General features: G+C 71.2%; 15 protein-coding genes and 1 riboswitch. Of the genes, 12 read left to right on the top strand and 3 right to left on the bottom strand.

All coding sequences use genetic code 11. From position 1 onward, the window contains the following. Positions 1–2,278 (top strand): ComEC/Rec2 family competence protein (locus LCD31_RS20670; RefSeq protein ID WP_224960367.1); only part of this gene is annotated, 2,278 nt, incomplete at its 5' end. 50 nt (positions 2,279–2,328) lie between these two features. Here the strand turns inward: LCD31_RS20670 and thrC are convergent. After that, on the bottom strand, positions 2,329–3,597 hold the full coding sequence (gene thrC / locus LCD31_RS20665) for a threonine synthase (protein WP_224960365.1): 1,269 nt from the start codon (positions 3,595–3,597) through the stop codon (positions 2,329–2,331). Positions 3,598–3,609: 12 nt separating this feature from the next. Then, positions 3,610–3,737, bottom strand: a riboswitch (SAM riboswitch). Between the two features lie 106 nt (positions 3,738–3,843). On the opposite strand from thrC, the gene holA reads away from it, so the two are divergent. Further along, positions 3,844–4,827, top strand: a complete 984-nt coding sequence (holA, locus tag LCD31_RS20660) for a DNA polymerase III subunit delta (RefSeq protein WP_224960364.1) — start codon at positions 3,844–3,846, stop codon at positions 4,825–4,827. Between the two features lie 195 nt (positions 4,828–5,022). Here the strand turns inward: holA and rpsT are convergent, their stop codons facing one another. After that, positions 5,023–5,283, bottom strand: a complete 261-nt coding sequence (rpsT, locus tag LCD31_RS20655) for a 30S ribosomal protein S20 (protein WP_224960363.1) — start codon at positions 5,281–5,283, stop codon at positions 5,023–5,025. Between the two features lie 228 nt (positions 5,284–5,511). Between rpsT and LCD31_RS20650 the strand changes: the two genes are divergently transcribed. The 8 genes from LCD31_RS20650 (at position 5,512) to LCD31_RS20615 (ending at position 13,807) form a co-directional block, all read left to right on the top strand. Beyond that, positions 5,512–6,318 (top strand): TSUP family transporter, encoded by an 807-nt coding sequence (locus LCD31_RS20650; RefSeq protein ID WP_224960362.1) that lies wholly within the window; start codon positions 5,512–5,514, stop codon positions 6,316–6,318. A 258-nt stretch (positions 6,319–6,576) separates the two neighbouring features. Next, positions 6,577–6,780 carry a cold-shock protein gene (locus LCD31_RS20645; protein WP_224960361.1) on the top strand — a complete coding sequence of 68 codons (204 nt, stop codon included), beginning with the start codon at positions 6,577–6,579 and terminating at the stop codon, positions 6,778–6,780. 94 nt (positions 6,781–6,874) lie between these two features. Then, a complete protein-coding gene (locus LCD31_RS20640) occupies positions 6,875–7,255 on the top strand; it encodes a VOC family protein (RefSeq protein WP_224960360.1) in 381 nt (126 codons plus the stop codon). A 99-nt stretch (positions 7,256–7,354) separates the two neighbouring features. Further along, positions 7,355–9,211 carry a translation elongation factor 4 gene (gene lepA / locus LCD31_RS20635; protein ID WP_224960359.1) on the top strand — a complete coding sequence of 619 codons (1,857 nt, stop codon included), beginning with the start codon at positions 7,355–7,357 and terminating at the stop codon, positions 9,209–9,211. Positions 9,212–9,523: 312 nt separating this feature from the next. Continuing rightward, positions 9,524–11,884, top strand: coding sequence for an arylsulfatase (locus tag LCD31_RS20630; RefSeq protein ID WP_224960358.1), 2,361 nt, complete (start codon positions 9,524–9,526; stop codon positions 11,882–11,884). Positions 11,885–11,962: 78 nt separating this feature from the next. Continuing rightward, entirely contained in the window at positions 11,963–12,880 is a 918-nt protein-coding gene (locus LCD31_RS20625) for a LysR family transcriptional regulator (RefSeq protein ID WP_224960357.1), read from the top strand. Between the two features lie 187 nt (positions 12,881–13,067). After that, entirely contained in the window at positions 13,068–13,583 is a 516-nt protein-coding gene (locus LCD31_RS20620) for a hypothetical protein (protein WP_224960356.1), read from the top strand. Beyond that, positions 13,523–13,807: a hypothetical protein gene (locus LCD31_RS20615; protein WP_224960369.1), complete on the top strand. Its 285-nt coding sequence runs from the start codon at positions 13,523–13,525 to the stop codon at positions 13,805–13,807. The genes LCD31_RS20620 and LCD31_RS20615 overlap by 61 nt, the downstream gene beginning before the upstream one ends. A gap of 26 nt (positions 13,808–13,833) precedes the next feature. Here LCD31_RS20615 and LCD31_RS20610 read toward each other — a convergent pair whose 3' ends face one another. Further along, a complete protein-coding gene (locus LCD31_RS20610) occupies positions 13,834–15,294 on the bottom strand; it encodes an XRE family transcriptional regulator (RefSeq protein WP_224960355.1) in 1,461 nt (486 codons plus the stop codon). A gap of 120 nt (positions 15,295–15,414) precedes the next feature. On the opposite strand from LCD31_RS20610, the gene aceA reads away from it, so the two are divergent. After that, positions 15,415–16,737 carry an isocitrate lyase gene (aceA, locus tag LCD31_RS20605; protein WP_224960354.1) on the top strand — a complete coding sequence of 441 codons (1,323 nt, stop codon included), beginning with the start codon at positions 15,415–15,417 and terminating at the stop codon, positions 16,735–16,737. A gap of 285 nt (positions 16,738–17,022) precedes the next feature. Further along, entirely contained in the window at positions 17,023–17,637 is a 615-nt protein-coding gene (locus LCD31_RS20600; RefSeq protein WP_224960353.1) for a Uma2 family endonuclease, read from the top strand. Positions 17,638–17,781: the final 144 nt, after the last annotated feature.

Genomic DNA, 17,781 nt, shown 5'->3' with positions numbered 1-17,781 from the left:
GCTCGGCGGGTGGGGAGTGGCGGCAGCGCTGGCGATCGCCGCGGTCGTGCTGCTGCCGACGGTGCGGGCTCGGCGGATCCGGCGCTGGCGCAACGGGTTGCTGGCGGTGCTGGTCCTGGCCGGGATCACCGCGACCGGCGTGGGCGTCCGCGCCCACTCGACCGCCGTGCACCCGCTGCACCTCGCCGCGCAGCAGGGCGACCGGGTCGAGGTTCGGGCATCGCTCACCTCGCGGCCGAAGCCGCTGCGGGGAGCGTCCTACGGCGCCCGGCGCGCCCAGGACCGCTCGGTGGTGCAGGTGCGGCTGCGCTCGGTCCACGTCGACGGCAGGCGGACCGCGGTCGGCGGCCGAGCGCTGCTGCTGGTTCCGACGGAACCGTGGCGTTCGCTGATCGCGGGCCAGGAGGTGACGGCCACCGGTCGGGCCGTGCCGCCGCGCGGCGGGGAACTGCTCACCGCCGCCGTCCAGGTCGGGCGGGCACCGGAGCGGGTGCGCCCACCGCCCGGCTGGCAGCGCATCGCGGAGGGCCTGCGGGAAGGGCTGCGCTCGACTTCCCGGACCGTGCTGGGGCCGGAAGCGGCGGGCCTGCTGCCGGGCCTGGTCGTCGGCGACACCGGACTGCTGCCACCGGAGGTGGTGGAGCAGTTCGAGACCTCCGGGCTGACGCACCTGATGGCGGTGTCCGGGGCGAACCTGGCCATCGTGTGCGGGGCGGTGCTGCTGGTGCTGCGCCTGGTCGTCGCGGGGCCGGTGCCGTGCGCGTTGGGCGCGGGGGCGGCGATGGCGGGGTTCGTGGTGCTCGCGGGACCGGAACCGAGCGTGCTGCGAGCCGCGGTGATGGGCGCGATCACGCTGTTCGCCCTGGCGCTGGGCCGGGAACGCTCGGCGCTGCCGACGCTGGCGGGCAGCGTCATCGGCCTGCTGCTGCTCGCACCGGGTCTGGCGACCACGGCGGGGTTCGCGCTGTCGGTGGCCGCGACGGCCGGGCTGGTGCTGCTGGCACCCGGCTGGTCGGCGGCGCTGCACGCCAGGGGAGTTCCGGTCGGGCTCGCCGAGGCGCTCGCGGTACCGGCGGCGGCGCACCTGGTCACGGCACCGCTGGTGGCGGCGATATCCGGGCAGGTCAGCCTGGTCGCGGTGGTGGCGAACCTGCTGGCGGGGCCGCTCGTGGCACCCGCGACGGTGCTCGGCGTCGCGGCGACGGTGGTGGCCCCGTGGTGCGCGCCGCTGGCCGGTGCGCTGGTGTGGCTGGCCGGGCCCGAACTGGAATGGCTGCTCGCGGTCGCCCGGCATTCGGCGGCCGTGCCGGGAGCCGCCGTCGACTGGCCGTCCGGAGTGGTGGGCGGGACCTCGCTGGCGGTGCTCGCGCTGGTGCTGCTGATCGTGCTGCGCGGGCGTATCGCTCGGCTGGTCCTGACCAGCCTGGTGCTGGTCGTCGTGGTGGTGGTGATCCCGGTCCGCCACCAGGTGTTCCCGTGGCCGGTGCCGGGGTGGTCGCTGGTCGCCTGCGACGTGGGACAGGGCGACGGGCTGGTGCTGGCCACCGGCCGGGACCGGGAAGCGGTCGTGGTCGACACCGGACCGGACCCGGCACCGATGGCCGAGTGCCTGCGCCGGTTGCGGATCCGCAGCGTCCCGCTGGTACTGCTGACCCACCTGCACGCCGACCACGTCGGTGGCATCTCGGCGGTGCTGTCCGGGCGGCAGGTCGGCGCGGTCGCCGTCGGACCGCTGGGCGAACCGGCCTGGGCGGCTCGCGAGGTGCGGGCGACCGCGCGCGCCCACCGCACACCCGTCGTCCCGTTGCGGGCGGGCCAGCGGTTGCGGTGGCCGGGATTGGTGCTCGACGTGCTCGGCCCCCGAGGAGCGCTCGCGCGCAGCAACTCGGCGGAGGACGCCAACGACGCCTCGCTGGTGGTCAAGGCGACCACTCCGGCGGGGCGGGTGCTGCTGACCGGGGACGTCGCGCTGCCAGGTCAGGCAGCGCTGCTCGCCTCAGGTGCGGACCTGCGGGCGGAGGTGCTCAAGGTGCCCCACCACGGGTCCCGGTTCACGACGCCGAGATTGCTCGCGCGAGTGCGCCCGCAACTGGCGGTGATCAGCGTCGGAGCCGGGAACGACTACGGTCATCCCAGCCCGCTGATCCTCGGCGAGCTGCAACGGATGGGCGCCCGGATCCACCGCACCGATCAGGCGGGCGACATCGCGGTCGTGCCGGAAGGCCGGGGGCGCACCGCCGTGGAGCGGGGCGATCCGCTGCGGCCGGACGAAAGGTGACGGGGAGGTCAGGCCGTGGGCCGCGGCGCACCGCGGCCCACGGCCACCGATCACAGGCCGAGGGCCTCGTTCACGGCATCGGTGTTCGGGGCGACCGTCGCCTTCGGACCGACCTGGTCCTGCACGGCGTCCAGCGTCTTGAGGCCGTCGCCGGTGATGAGCAGCACCGTCTCCTGGTCCGGGTCGATCTGACCGGCCTCGATGAGCTTCTTCGCGGTCGCCACGGTGACGCCACCGGCGGTCTCGGCGAAGATCCCCTCGGTGCGGGCCAGCAGCCGGATGCCCGCGACGACCTCTTCGTCGGTGACGTCCTCGATGGCCCCGCCGGTGCGCCGGACCACGTCCAGCACGTACGGGCCGTCCGCGGGGGCGCCGATGGCCAGCGAACGCGCGATGGTGTCCGGCCGCACCGGCTGCACCACGTCGTGGTTCTGCTTGAACGCGCTGGCGACCGGCGAGCAGCCGTGGGCCTGCGCACCGAAGATCCGGTACGGGCTCTGCTCGACCAGGCCGGTCTGCCCGAGCTCGCGGAAGCCCTTGTCCACCTTGGTCAGCTGCGAGCCGGATGCGATGGGCACCACGATCTGCTCCGGCAGCCGCCAGCCGAGCTGCTCGGCGACCTCGAACCCGAGGGTCTTGGAACCCTCCGAGTAGTACGGCCGCACGTTGACGTTGACGAACGCCCAGTCCTCGTGCTCGGCGGCGAGCTCGGTCGCCAGCCGGTTCACGTCGTCGTAGTTGCCGTCCACCGCGAGCAGCGAGCCGTCGTAGACCGCGCTCATCAGGATCTTGGCCCGCTCCAGGTTGGACGGGACGAGGACCACCGAGTCCCAGCCGGCACGGGCGGCGGCAGCGGCGACGGCGTTGGCGAGGTTGCCGGTGGACGGGCAGGCCAGCACCTTGAACCCGAACTCGCGGGCGGCGGCCAGCGCGACGGCGACCACGCGGTCCTTGAACGAGTGCGTCGGGTTGCCGGTGTCGTCCTTGATCCAGATCCGCTTGACGCCGAGCGCCTCCGCGAGGTTGTCCGCGCGCACCAGCCTGGTACAGCCGGGCTCGGTGTTCGGGTGCTCCTCGACGTTCGTCGGCACCGGCAGCAGCTTCTTGTAGCGCCAGATGGAGCGGGGGCCTGCCTCGATGTCCTCGCGGCGGACGCGCCCGAAGTCGTAGGCGACCTCCAGCGGCGAGAAGTCCTCCAGGGACACGAACTCGGGAGCCAGGGGCTGGCGGTGGCCCTCTTCCTTCGACACCAGCTCGACGGCCGGACCGAGGTCGTAGGTCTTGCCGGTGGAGTTCGGGGCATGGGCGGCAGCGGTCATCGCGAGGTCCTTTCCTCATCTGTCCCGCGGGCGGGTCGGAGTTGGCACCAATTTCTTCGACTACCTCGCGAATGCCGCGAAAGGTCGAGATGGTTGCCGGGGCTTCATCGGGCCGTTCCCTCTGCCCCTCTGGATGAGCTATTCGGTTGTGGCTGCAACGTTACGGGAGGCCGCCGCGTCCTGGCCAGCACGGGGTCGGCGCACGGGAACGGCGGTGGTGTCGCAGGGTCGTGGGACGATGCCCCCATGAGTTCGCCGTCGGTGGTCTGCGATCCGCTGTACCTGATCCTCGGAGACGAGGAACTGCTGGTGGAGCGCGCTCTGTGGGAGGCGGTCGGCGCTGCCCGCGCCGCCGACCCGGAAACGGAGCTGCGCAGGATCAAGGTGAGTGAACTCACCCCGCCGGAGCTCGACGAGCTGCTGAGCCCCTCGCTGTTCGCCGAAGGGCGCGTGGTGGCGCTCGAAGCGGCCCAGGACGCGGGCAAGGAGATCGCCGAGGCGATCCTGTCGCACGCGCGGCAGCCCGCGGACGGCGTGGTGCTGGTGATCGTGCACAGCGGCGGTGGTCGCGGGAAGAACGCCAAGGAGCTGCCGAGCGCGTTGCGCAAGCTCAACGCCCGCGTCACCGAGTGCAACAAGATCACGAAGGGGCCGCAGCGGGAGGCGTTCGTCAAGGACGAGGTGCGGCGCGCGGGTGGCCGCATCGACGCCGCGGGTGTCGGCGCGCTGATCGAGACGGTCGGCTTCGACCTGCGCGAGCTGTCCTCCGCGGCCTCGCAGCTGGTGGCCGACACCGGCGGCAAGATCGACGAGTCGGAGGTGCGCCGCTACCACCGCGGCCGTGCCGAGGTGACCGGTTTCGTGGTGGCCGAGAAGGCCGTCACCGGTGATCTGGCCGGCGCGCTGGAGGCGCTGCGCTGGGCGTTGCAGCTCGGCGTGGCGCACGTGCTGATCGCGGACGCGCTGGCCGACTCGGTGCGCACCATCGGCCGGGTCGCCGCCTACGGCCGGGGGGACCCGTTCCGCCTCGCCGGAGACCTGGGCATGCCCGCGTGGAAGGTGAAGAAGGCGCAGGCGCAGGCCAGGGGCTGGAGCAGCGCCACCGTGGCCGAGGCGCTGCGCGCGGTCGCCGTGCTCAACGCGGACGTCAAGGGCATGGCCGCCGACGCGGACCACGCGCTGGAGCGCACGGTGCTGCGGCTGGTCGAGCTGCACTCCTCCCGGAACTGACCCGGCACACGCCACCAGGGCGACGATCGCCGCCGGTGCCCGGTGCCGAGCGCCCGGAGTCGCCCGAGAGCCCGATCTCAGCGCCAACCCGCCAGACGCTTCGGCCCCGAACGCGAGGCGGGGCCCGTTCCCGTGGGAACGGACCCCGTCTCGGGCCGGTGCGCGTGCCGGACGAAGGTCCGGCCGCGCTCGGGCTCAGAGCTTGTTGACGGCCTGCGCCAGCGCCGACTTCTTGTTCGCGGCCTGGTTGGCGTGGATGACACCCTTGCCGGCGGCCTTGTCCAGGGTGCGCGAGGCGGCGCGCTGCAGCTCCAGGGCCTTGTCCTTGTCGCCGGCGGCAACGGCCTCGCGGAACTTGCGAATGGCGGTCTTGACCGAGGACTTCACCGACTTGTTGCGCAGGCGGTTGCGCTCGTTGGTCTTGATCCGCTTCATCTGAGACTTGATGTTGGCCACTGGGGCGCCTCTTTCCTCGTTCGGATTCAGTCGTGCCGCGCTGAATCGGCGCTGCCGCACCGGGGCCGAGGGCCCACGGCGTGCGCAGCTTTCCTCCCTGGCGGAATGCCGCACGGCACGGTCGACGATCCTAGCAACGGCGCTCGCAGCGACCCGCGTCGGCACCGGGTGCGAGGACGCTCACAAGCCGGGACTCGATCGGTGGTGGGCGGCATAGGCTCGCGCCCCGTGTTCACCGCATTGGGCTGGCCCGGCTTCGCCGACCTGACGCTGGCCGGCCTCGTCTTCCTGTGCTGCGCGGCGTTCCTGGCCGGCGCGGTGGACGCCATCGTCGGAGGCGGCGGCCTGATCCAGCTGCCAGCGATGCTGCTGCTGGTGCCAGGCGGCAACATCATCTACTCGCTCGGGACGAACAAGCTCGCCGCGGTCGCGGGCACCACGGCGGCCGCGTGGACCTACGCGAAGCGGACCCCGGTGCCGTGGCGCAGCGCGTTGCCGATGGCGGCCGTCGCCTTCCTCGGCGCCCTGGGTGGCGCCGTGTTCGCCGCGTCGCTGCCGCAGACGGTGCTGACCGTGGTGGTGCTGGTGGCCCTGGTCGGGGTCGGCATCTACACGTGGCGCAAACCAGACCTGGGGTCGGTCGCGGCGCCGCGCTTCGGGCCGGTCCAGCAGACCTGGGTGATGGTCGCGGGCGGCCTGGTGATCGGTTTCTACGACGGCATCGCGGGCCCGGGCACCGGCTCGTTCCTGGTCTTCCTGCTCGTGGGGCTGGTCGGCTTCGCGTTCGTGGGGGCCTCGGCCACCGCGAAGATCGTCAACGTGGCCACCAACCTCGGGGCGCTGCTGTTCTTCATCGCCGCAGGCAAGATCCTGTGGGGGTTGGCGCTGGTGATGGCGGTGAGCAACGCGAGCGGCAGCGTGCTGGGCGCGGCGCTGGCGTCCAGCCGCGGGTCGGTGTTCGTGCGGAAGGTCTTCCTCACCGTCGTCGTGGCGCTGGTGGCCAGCCTCGGCTGGAAGCTCGCATCCGGGCTGTGAGCCCGTTCCGGGACGATCAGTCAAGACTCCACGTCAGGCGTGATGTGAGATCGAGAACACCGGCGGGTCGCGGGAATGATCCCGCCCGGGGTGTGGTTGTATGAGTCGGCCGATTTTTGTGTTCGTGTTCGACACGCTCGCGAAAGTTGCGGGCGCGACTCTGTCCTGAGCGCAAGCTGGAGAGTTCGCCGTCTGGACTAGGCCCCGGTGCTCGCGCGGTGCGAGCACCGGTTACTCATCAGCTGTGAGGAGACAGAGATGGCACAGGGCACTGTGAAGTGGTTCAACTCCGAGAAGGGCTTCGGCTTCATCTCCCCCGACGGTGGCGGCCCGGACGTCTTCGTCCACTACTCGGCCATCGAGGGCAACGGCTTCCGCACCCTCGAGGAGAACCAGACCGTGACCTTCGAGATCACCCAGGGCCAGAAGGGCCCGCAGGCCAGCGGCGTTCGCGCGGTCTGAGTGCGGTGATCCGCTTCGGCGGGCCCTCCACCTTCGAGGTGGGGGCCCGCCGTTTTTTCGGCCCTGGGCGGGGTGGCGCGGTACAACGGGAGCCATGGACGTCGTCAACAGCCGCACGATCTTGCACCCGCGCGACCCGGAGGGCTCGCTGCGCTTCTACCGAGACGTGCTCGGGCTGGCGATCTCCCGCGAGTTCCCGGGTGGCACGGTGTTCTTCCTCGGGCAGGGGTTCCTGGAGATCTCCGGTCGCGGCGAGCACGGCCCCAGCCCCGACCAGGTGCTGTGGATGCAGGTGCGGGACCTGCGCGCCGAGTTCGACCGGCTCGCCGAGCTGGGAGTCACCGTGGAGGCCGAACCGGCCCGGCAGCCGTGGGGTCTGGACGAGGCGTGGATCGTCGACCCGGACGGCACGCGGATCGTGCTCGTCGAGGTGCCGGCGGACCATCCGATCCGCGCCGACCAGCGGCCGCGCTGAGCCACCCCCGGAGTTGGGCACCGGCGGCCGGTCGCCGCGTGGGACGATGTGGGTTGCACGCGCGCCCCGCGAGGACCCCGAGATCCCAAGGAACACCGAGTGAGCAGCTTCGCCGACACCACCTTCACGGACCCGGAGCGCATCCGGAACTTCTGCATCATCGCGCACATCGACCACGGCAAGTCGACGCTGGCCGACCGGATGTTGCAGCTCACCGGGGTGTTGGGCGAGCGGGCGTACCGGGCGCAGTACCTCGACCGGATGGACATCGAGCGGGAACGCGGCATCACGATCAAGGCGCAGAACGTGCGGTTGCCCTGGGCCGTGGACGGCGTCGACCACGTGCTGCACATGATCGACACCCCGGGGCACGTCGACTTCACCTACGAGGTCAGCCGCTCGCTGGCCGCCTGCGAAGGCGCGATCCTGCTGGTCGACGCCGCGCAGGGCATCGAGGCGCAGACCTTGGCGAACCTGTACCTGGCGATGGAGCACGACCTCCAGATCATCCCGGTGCTGAACAAGATCGACCTGCCCGCGGCGGAGCCGGACAAGTACGCGGCCGAGCTGGCGCACATCATCGGCTGCGAGCCCACCGACGTGCTGCGGGTGTCGGCGAAGACCGGTGAGGGCGTCGGCGAGGTCCTCGACGAGGTGGTCCGCCAGATCCCCGCCCCGCAGGGCGTGCACGACTCGCCGCCTCGCGCGATGATCTTCGACTCGGTGTACGACACCTACCGCGGCGTGGTGACCTACATCCGCGTCGTCGACGGCAAGATCACGCCGCGGCAGCGGATCCGGATGATGTCGACCGACGCGACGCACGAGCTGCTCGAAGTCGGCATCATCTCGCCGGACCCGAAGCCCTCCGCCGGGCTCGGCGTCGGCGAGGTCGGCTACCTGATCACCGGGGTGAAGGACGTCCGCCAGTCCAAGGTCGGCGACACGGTGACCGCGGAGCGCAAGGGCGCGACCGAGGCGCTCGGTGGCTACCGCGAACCGAAGCCGATGGTCTACTCCGGGCTGTACCCGGTGGACGGCTCGGACTACCCGATCCTGCGCGAGGCGCTGGACAAGCTGCAGCTCAACGACGCCGCGCTGACCTACGAGCCGGAGACCTCGGGCGCGCTGGGCTTCGGCTTCCGCTGCGGTTTCCTCGGCCTGCTGCACCTGGAGATCACCCGGGACCGGCTGGAGCGCGAGTTCGGCTTGAACCTGATCTCGACGGCGCCCAACGTCGTCTACCAGGTGAAGCTCGAAGAGGGCGAGGACATCGAGGTCACGAACCCGTCCGACTGGCCGGAAGCCAAGATCGGCGAGATCCACGAGCCGATCGCGAAGTGCACCGTGATCGCCCCGTCCGAGTTCGTCGGCACCATCATGGAGCTGTGCCAGAGCAGGCGCGGCCGCCTCGAAGGCATGGACTACCTCTCGGAGAGCCGGGTCGAGCTGCGCTACACGCTGCCGCTCGCCGAGATCGTCTTCGACTTCTTCGACCACCTCAAGTCCCGCACGCGCGGCTACGCGTCGATGGACTACGAGGAGGCGGGCACGCAGAGCTCGCAGCTGGTCAAGGTGGACATCCTGCTGCAGGGCGAACCGGTGGACGCGTTCAGCGCCATCGTGCACAAGGACTCCGCCTACTCCTACGGCACCAAGATGACCTCGAAGCTGCGCGAGCTCATCCCGCGTCAGCAGTTCGAGGTGCCGATCCAGGCCGCGATCGGTTCGCGGGTGATCGCCCGCGAGACGATCCGCGCCATCCGCAAGGACGTGCTCGCCAAGTGCTACGGCGGTGACATCAGCCGGAAGCGCAAGCTGCTGGAGAAGCAGAAGGAGGGCAAGAAGCGGATGAAGACCATCGGGCGGGTCGAGGTCCCGCAGGAGGCCTTCGTCGCGGCGCTGTCCACCGACGAGTCGGCCGGGAAGGACGACAAGTCCAAGTCCAAGAAGTGACGCGTCCGCGGTGGAGCTCCGCTCCGCGGTGGTGCGGACGGCGGGGTCGGTTCGCCGTACCCATAGCCGCCGGCTATGGCGCGCATCGCGAATCGGTCTGCCCTCCGCCGCGGACCTCCGCCACCTGCGGTGATCTTGTGCGGATGTGGTCCGGGACTCGCTGACCAGCGGCGTCCGGCCCGTGGGAACCCTTGCTCGCGGCGGTTCGCCGACTAGCATTCGAGCCGCACCGCGGGGACGCGGAAACCGTTGCGCCGCTTGCGGTTTCGCCGTCTCCCGTGCTCGTCCGCCGCACCGCACAGGAGGTCGCACATGGGAGCATCCGACGTATCGCGTGAACACCTGCCGATCCCGGACGCCCCGCCCACCGCCGTCACCGCGCTCGACGCGCGCGACCAGAACCCGGCCTTCACCCCCGCTCAGCCGCTGAACGCCCCTGCGGGCGCGCCGAACGTCGTGCTGGTGCTCATCGACGACATGGGTTTCGGTGCGTCCAGTTCGTTCGGCGGACCGTGCGAGATGCCCACCGCGCAGCGGCTCGCCGACGGCGGCCTGCGCTACTCCCGGTTCCACGTCACCGCGATCTGCTCGCCGACGCGCCAGGCGCTGCTGACCGGCCGCAACCACCACTCGGTGGGCATGGGCGTCACCACCGAGATGTCCAGCGCGGCCCCCGGCTACTGCGGCATCCGGCCGCGCAGCGCAGCCACGCTCGGTCAGGTGCTCAACGGCAACGGCTACAACACGGCCGCGTTCGGCAAGTGGCACCAGACCCCGGCGCGGGACGTGAGCCCGGCCGGCCCGTTCGACCGCTGGCCCACCGGCGAGGGCTTCGAGAAGTTCTACGGCTTCTTGTGCGCCGAGATGAACCACTGGTACCCGGTGCTGTTCGACGGCACCAACCCCGTGGAACCGGACCGTCGGCCCGAGGACGGCTACCACCTGTCCGAGGACCTGGTGGACCAGGCCATCGACTGGGTGCGCACCCGGCACACGTTGAAGCCGGACACCCCGTTCTTCACCTACCTGCCGTTCGGCGCGACGCACGCGCCGTACCACGTGCCGCAGGAGTACCGGGACAAGTACCGCGGCAAGTTCGACCACGGCTGGGACCGGCAGCGCGAGATCACCCTGGAGCGGCAGAAGGCGCTCGGCGTGGTTCCGCCGGACACCGAACTCGCCCCGTGGGCCGAGGGCGTGCCGCACTGGGACGAGCTGTCCGCGGAGGAGCAGCGCGCGGCGGCCTCGTTGATGGAGCTCTACGCCGGGTTCGCGGAGCACACCGACGACCAGGTGGGTCGGCTCGTCGACGCGCTGGAGGAGACGGGCGAACTCGACAACACGATCTTCATCTACATCCTCGGGGACAACGGCGCCTCGGCAGAGGGCGGGCTCGGCGGCACGTTGAACGAGCACCGGTTCGCCACCGGGATCCCCGACAGCGCCGAGTTCATCAACGCGAACCGCGACGCGCTCGGTGACGCCACGACCCACGCGCACTATCCGGTCGGCTGGGCGCTGGCGATGAACACCCCGTACCAGTGGACGAAGCAGGTCGCCTCGCACCTCGGCGGCACCCGGGACGGCATGATCGTGCACTGGCCGCGCGGGATCGAGGAACGCGGCGGCATCCGGGACCAGTGGCACCACGTGATCGACGTGGTGCCGACGATCCTGGAAGCGGCGGGCATCCCGCACCCGACTTCGGTGCAGGGCGTTCCGCAGCAGCCGATCGAAGGCACCAGCATGCTCTACAGCTTCAACGACGCCGACGCACCGGACCGCCATCGCGTGCAGTACTTCGAGATGGTCGGCAACCGCGGCATCTACCACGACGGCTGGATGGCCGTGACCAGGCACGGCACCCCGTGGGAGATGGTGCAGGACGGCACCCGCCGGTCCTTCGACGACGACCGCTGGGAGCTCTACGACACCAACGTGGACTGGAGCCAGGCGCACGACATCGCCGCCGAACACCCGGGGAAGCTCCGCGAGCTGCAGCAGCTGTTCCTGGTGGAGGCGGCCAAGCACCAGGTGTTCCCGCTGGACGACCGGATGACCGAGCGGGAGAACCCGAAGGAGGCCGGTCGGCTGGACCTGTTCGGCGACCGCCGCACGATCACCTTCCACGCCGGCGCGAAGCGCCTCACCGAGGAGACCGCGCCGAACATCAAGAACCGCTCGTACGTGATCACCGCGCGCGTGGAGGTACCCGAAGGCGGGGCCGAAGGCGTGGTCGTGGCGCAGGGCGGCCGGTTCGGCGGGTGGTCGTTGTACTTCCACGAGGGTCGCCCGAGCTACGCGTACAACTACTTCGGCACCGACATCTACAAGATCAGCGGCCGAGGGCTGGAGCCGGGCGAGCACGAGGTGCGCCTCGAGTTCTCCTACGACGGCGGCGGTGTCGGCAAGGGTGGTCGTGCGGTGCTGTCCGCGGACGGCACCGAGGTCGCCGAGGGTCGGGTGGACGCGACGATCCCGTACTACTTCGCCTTCGACGAGACCTTCGACGTCGGGGTGGACCGGGCGTCCCCGGTGGTGGACGACTACGCACCGGTGGACAACGCGTTCACCGGGCGCCTGCGATCGGTGCGGTTCGACCTCGGTGACGACCTGGCCAGCGACGCGGCGGACGACGAGGCGCGGGAGCGGTTCCGCGCCGCCCACGACTGAGCGGGTTCCCGGCCCGGCCCGGCGGTGCTGCGGGGGGGCGGGGCGTTCCCGCTGGTCGCCTGCTCCGCGGTGGTTACGGTGAGCGGAGGAGGGGAGGCCGTCGTGGAGCGTCGTGAGGTGGAGTACTTCCTGGCCATCGCCGAGCACGGCAGCTTCACCGGTGCGGCGAAGTCGCTGCGCGTCGCGCAACCGTCGTTGTCGACCGCGATCGGGCAGCTGGAGAACCGGCTCGGCGGCAAGCTGTTCCACCGGCTGCCGCACGGTGTCCGGCTCACCGCGGCGGGGGAGGCGTTGCTGGAACCGGCCCGCCAGGTGATGCGGGACCTGAGCACGGCGCAGGATTCCGTGCGGCAGGTGCTCGGGCTGGCGTCGGGGCGGCTGGACATCGTCGCGCAGACGACGCTCGCGGTCGACCCGCTGGCCCGGTTGATCGGTGAGTTCCTCCGGCACTTCCCGCAGGTCGACGTGCGGGTGTTCGACCAGGAGCTGGGCAAGACCGCGACCGGCAGCGTCCGGGCCGGGCAGTGCGAGCTCGGCGTGGTCGATGCCAGCACCGACCCGGAGGGCATGGCCGAGGCCGTGCTGCCGGGTCGGCAGATCTACGCGGTGCTGCCGCCGGGGGAGCCGGGCCAGAAGCGGATCGGGTTGTCCGAGCTGGCGGCGCGGGACTTCGTCGCGACTCCGGAGGGCACTGCGACGCGCGCGGTCATCGAGGACGTGGTCGCCGCCAGCGGGCTCCGCGCGAAGGTGTCGGTGGAGACCGCGCACCTCGCGATGGTCGTCCCGCTCGTGCTGGCCGGCGCGGGCGTCACCCTGCTGCCGGAGTCGATGGCGGTGGGCGCGGCCAAGGAGGGCGCCACGGTGCTCCCGCTGCGGCCGAAGGTGGTCCGCAGCAGCCGGTTGCTCTGGCGTCCGGGTCCGCTGTCGCCCGCCGCGTCCCGGTTCGTCGATCTCGCGACGAGTTCGGCGCGGCCGCGGGAGAAGCGCGTCCGGTAGCGGGACGCGGTCCGGCGTGCGATCGGGACCTGGCGTGCGGCTGGGTCCTGGTGTGCGGTCGGGTCCCGGGATCGTTCGGTTCGGCATCGTTGACCCTCAAGTCGGTCGAAGCTCGATGATGGCGCGGTGTCCAGTTCTGAAGTGATGTCCATCGGTTCCTCCGCCCAGCGCACCGGCCTGACTACCAGTGCCGTCGCGCTTCTACGCCGACTCCGGGTTCCTCGCCCCGGCGAGGGTCGACGTGGGGTCCGCCGCGGTCGAGCAGGGGCTGTCCGCGACCACCCGGGAAGTCCCCGTGCTCAACGGGGTGCTCTTCGAGTGCGGGCCGGGATCGGTGCCGGTAGCCGCTCCCGACCGGTACCGGTTGGCGACTCGAACGCTGCGACCCGGGGAGCCGGCGGTGGGCGGCTGGTCGGCGACGGTGCACGCGGACGACCTGCGGTCCGCGATGCCGGGCTCGTGCCAGAGCCGTCGGATCGCGATCACTGTGGCGCGCAACGGTTTTCGGATGGTGCTGGACGGGGCGGTGGAGCAGCGCTGCCGACTGCTCGCCGATCCCTTCCCGGACTACCGGGCGATGCTCGACGCGTTGCCCGCCGTCACCACCCGCGTGGCGGTGGAGAAGGTGCTCTCCTCCGTGCGTTGGAGGAGAGCACCTCCGAACAACTGTCACCGGCGGTCCGCGGTGGCAGGGTCGCGCTGACCACCGAATCCGGGACGGACTTCCCGGTTCCGGCGCGGGTGATGGGACCCGAGCTCGACGTCCGGTTCCAGCCGACCACGCTCTACCCCGCCGTGAGCACCGCGATCGGCGCCGACCCGCTGCTCGACTTCCGCGGAGCCGATCAGCCGGCCACCGTTCGCTCCGCCGACCACGGTGATCTCACCACGCTGGCGATGCCGGTCCGGGCGGTTCCGAAGCCCTGACGCCGACGTCCACCGGCGGAAGCCGATCAGTGCGATTCGAGGAAGGCGTACACGTCGGCCTCGTCCACCCCGGGGAAGGTCCCCGATGGCAGTGCGGAGAGCACGTGCGAGTGGGCCCGCGCTGATGGCCACACCATGCCCTGCCACCGGTTCGAGAGCTCTGTCGGTGGGCGCTGGCAGCACTCGCCGTTCGGGCAGCGCGACTTCGAGTGGTTCGTCGTCTCGCGACCCCGGAACCAGCGGGATTCCGTGTAGGGCACCCCGAGGGTGATGGCGAAGTCGCGCCCCCGGTTGGGGTCGACGTGCGCCACGCACCAGTGGGTGGCACCGGGCTTGTCGGTGTACTGGTAGTGTGTCGAGTAGCGGTCCGGCGAAGCGAACACCATCCGCCCGGCCCAGTGCCGGCACATCCGCTGGCCCTCGATGGCGCCGGCCGGATCGGTGGGGAACACCAGTCCGTCGTTCTCGTAGGCCTTGTAGATGATCCCGGTCTCGTCGTTGCGGACGAAGTGGCAGACCAGGTCCAGGTACTGGGTCGCGAGGTTGGTGAACCGGTGCGCCGCCATCTCGTAGGACACCGAGAACACGTCCCGCAGGTCCTCCACCGCCAGGTCGCGGTCCGCCTTGGCCTGCTTGAGGTAGCCGACTGCGGCCTGCTCCGGCATCAGCACGGCGGCGGCGAAGTAGTTCGCCTCGACCCGCTGGCGCAGGAAGTCCGCGAAGTCCCGCGGCTGGCTGTGTCCGAGGGTGAGGTGCCCGAGGGTCTGCAGCAGGATCGTGCGCGGGCTGTGCATGCCGAGCGATTCGCGGCGCAGGAAGATCCGGCTGTGCCGCATGTCGGTGATCGAGCGGACCGATCGCGGCAGGTCGGTGACGAACCGCAGCCCGTAGCCCATGTGCGTGGCGATGGACTGGATGACGCCCTCGGACAGCGCGCCGCCGTGGTAGCCGACCCGCTCCAGGATGCCGGAGGCGGCCTTCTCGATCTCCGGGAAGTAGTTGCCGTGCTCGCGCATCATCTGCCGCAGCTCGGCGTTCGCCTTGCGCGCTTCCTCCGGCGTGGCGACCTGCTTGGTCTCCCGCCGCTTGAGCTCGTCGTAGAGCGCGAGCACGTGCTCCAGCGCCTCGGTCGGCACCCGCTTGCCCACCTTCAGCGGTGGCACGTCCAGCCGCTGGTAGAGCGGGTCGAGCTGGGCCTGCTCGACGGCGATCTCGAGCTCCGCGCGGCGGTTCGGCGGTTTTTTCGACAGCAGTTCGTCCACCGAGCTGCCCAGGGCGTCGGCGAGCGCGCGCAGCAACGAGAGCTTCGGCTCCCGGTGCCCGTTCTCCAGCAGGGACAGCTGAGATGGCGCGCGGCCGACGCGTTCGCCCAGCTCAACCAGGGTGAGCCCGGCGGCGCGGCGCAGGTGGCGCAATCTCTGACCGAAGACCAGGAGGTCTTGGTCGGTGGAAAAATTGCGGTCTTCTTCGGGGGCGAACTCGGCCATGGCGTTGATGCTAGCAGAAAAAGGGCCGAAATTTCCTTGGATTTCTTCGCTGGACGGGGTGGTTCTGCGGCAAGACTGGGTCCAGCAACGCCGCAACGAACATCCCGGAAGGGGAAGACCATGAGCCTCCAGCCCGGAAGCCGCCAGCAGGCGATCAAGGCCGCCGAGGAACTCCAGCGCGAGTGGGACACCGACCCCCGCTGGAAGGGCATCGAGCGCACCCACACCGCCGCCGACGTCGTCCGGCTGCGCGGCTCGGTGCAGGAGGAGCACACCCTGGCCCGGCTCGGCGCCGAGCGGCTGTGGAACCTGCTGCACGAGACGGACTACATCAACTCGCTGGGGGCCCTCACCGGCAACCAGGCGGTCCAGCAGGTCCGCGCCGGTCTGAAGGCCATCTACCTGTCCGGCTGGCAGGTCGCCGCGGACGCCAACCTGGCGGGCGAGACCTACCCGGACCAGAGCCTCTACCCGGCGAACTCGGTCCCGCAGGTGGTCCGCCGGATCAACAACGCCCTCAAGCGCGCCGACCAGATCAGCTGGTCCGAGGCGCTGGACCCGGAGACGGCGGAGACCGAGTCGGAGCCGACGCACTGGCTGGCCCCGATCGTCGCGGACGCCGAGGCGGGCTTCGGCGGCGTGCTCAACGCCTACGAGCTGATGAAGGGCATGATCCAGGCGGGCGCCGCGGGCGTGCACTGGGAGGACCAGCTGGCCTCCGAGAAGAAGTGCGGCCACCTGGGCGGCAAGGTCCTCATCCCCACCAGCCAGCACGTCAAGACGCTGAACGCCGCGCGGCTCGCCGCCGACGTCGCGGGCGTGCCCTCGCTGGTCGTCGCCCGCACCGACGCGCAGGCCGCGACGCTGCTGACCAGCGACATCGACGAGCGCGACCAGAAGTTCGTGACCGGTGAGCGCACCTCCGAGGGCTTCTACAAGGTCACCAACGGGATCGAGCCCTGCATCACCCGCGGTCTGGCCTACGCGCCGCACGCGGACCTGATCTGGATGGAGACTTCGAAGCCGGACCTGGAGGTCGCCAAGCAGTTCGCCGAGGCGATCAAGGCCAAGTACCCGGACCAGATGCTGGCCTACAACTGCTCGCCGTCGTTCAACTGGCGGAAGAACCTGGACGACAGCACCATCGCCAAGTTCCAGCGCGAGCTCGGCCACATGGGCTACAAGTTCCAGTTCATCACGCTGGCCGGTTTCCACGCCCTGAACTACGGCATGTTCGACCTGGCCAAGGGCTACGCGGCGGACGGCATGACGTCCTACGTGGACCTGCAGGAGCGCGAGTTCGCCGCGGAGGCGCAGGGCTACACGGCCACCCGCCACCAGCGCGAGGCGGGCACCGGCTACTTCGACCTGATCAGCACGGCGGTCAGCCCGGACTCGTCGACCACCGCGCTGGCCGGCTCGACCGAGGCCGCGCAGTTCTGATCGCGACCTGATCCGGTGCCGAGGCGCCGGACGGGCGGGGAGCGGCGGGTCCGGTCCGCGGCGGCCGGAACCGCGTTCCCCACCCGGCAGCACGGCTGAGCGCTCGTCGCGGGAGCGCTCATCTCAGACGCACCAGCGGCCCTGTGGCGGGGTGTGCGTGATCGCAATGGTGCGAGTGGGCGGGAGTCCCCGAACGGGGGCTCCCCCCCACTGCGTTTTCACACCTTCCGGTGAGCGCTGTATCAGAACGGCGGGTTGACCCCTCTTCATCGCAGACCGGTTCCGGTGGCGCTCGTGCCGCCGGAGCGCAGCGACGAGCGGGAAGAGGTGGCGATCATGCGGATCGAGACGGGGGCGGGACGGCCGTTCAGCGTGCACGACCTGGACGGTTCCCCGGAGGACGGCCGCAGGTACGAGCTGGTCGACGGCGAGCTGATGGTGAGCGCGCTGCCCGGCTGGCCGCACCAGGCGGCGGTGGTGGAGCTGGCCTCGCAGCTGCACATCGCCTGCACCGCGGAGTACCGGGTGCTGCCCGCGCCGTTCGCGGTGCGCCCGGACCCGTTCACCGAGCTGCGGCCGGACGTCCTGGTGGCCCGCCACGACGACCTGACGCTGCGGAACCTGCCCACCGCCCCGGTGCTGGCGGTCGAGGTGGTCTCGGCGAGCAGCAGGATCAAGGACTCGACGTTGAAGAAGGCGGTCTACGCGCGGTTGGGCGCTCGGTTCTTCTGGCTGGTGGACCCGGACCTGGAGGAGCCGTCGATCACCGCGTGGGAGCTGGTGGGCGGGTCCGGGTACCAGCGGATCGCCCGCGCGCGCGAGGACGAGGTGTTCGAGGTGCAGCAGCCGTTCCCGATCAAGTTGACCCCCGCCGACCTGGTGGCGGGGTTGCGACCATGAGGACCGGCGCCCCGGGGGCTCGCGGGGGGGGGGGCGGCGCCCCCCCCCCCCGGGGGGGGGCCCCGGGGGGGGGGCGCGCCCGCCCCCCCCCCGCCCGCGCCGCGGGCGCCCCGCGGGGGCGGGGGGGGGGGGGCGGCGCGGGCG

Source organism: Saccharopolyspora sp. 6M, assembly GCF_020176775.1.
In the GTDB taxonomy this organism is placed as follows: Bacteria; Actinomycetota; Actinomycetes; order Mycobacteriales; family Pseudonocardiaceae; genus Saccharopolyspora_C; species Saccharopolyspora_C gregorii.
This window is presented reverse-complemented; position numbering and strand designations above follow the sequence as displayed.

Bases quoted from the DNA above. Each gene is read 5' to 3' on its own strand.
- thrC (WP_224960365.1), bottom strand. From the start codon at position 3,597: ATGACCGCTGCCGCCCATGCCCCGAACTCCACCGGCAAGACCTACGAC.
- holA (WP_224960364.1), top strand. From the start codon at position 3,844: ATGAGTTCGCCGTCGGTGGTCTGCGATCCGCTGTACCTGATCCTCGGA.
- LCD31_RS20645 (WP_224960361.1), top strand. From the start codon at position 6,577: ATGGCACAGGGCACTGTGAAGTGGTTCAACTCCGAGAAGGGCTTCGGC.
- LCD31_RS20640 (WP_224960360.1), top strand. From the start codon at position 6,875: ATGGACGTCGTCAACAGCCGCACGATCTTGCACCCGCGCGACCCGGAG.
- LCD31_RS20630 (WP_224960358.1), top strand. From the start codon at position 9,524: ATGGGAGCATCCGACGTATCGCGTGAACACCTGCCGATCCCGGACGCC.
- LCD31_RS20610 (WP_224960355.1), bottom strand. From the start codon at position 15,294: ATGGCCGAGTTCGCCCCCGAAGAAGACCGCAATTTTTCCACCGACCAA.
- aceA (WP_224960354.1), top strand. From the start codon at position 15,415: ATGAGCCTCCAGCCCGGAAGCCGCCAGCAGGCGATCAAGGCCGCCGAG.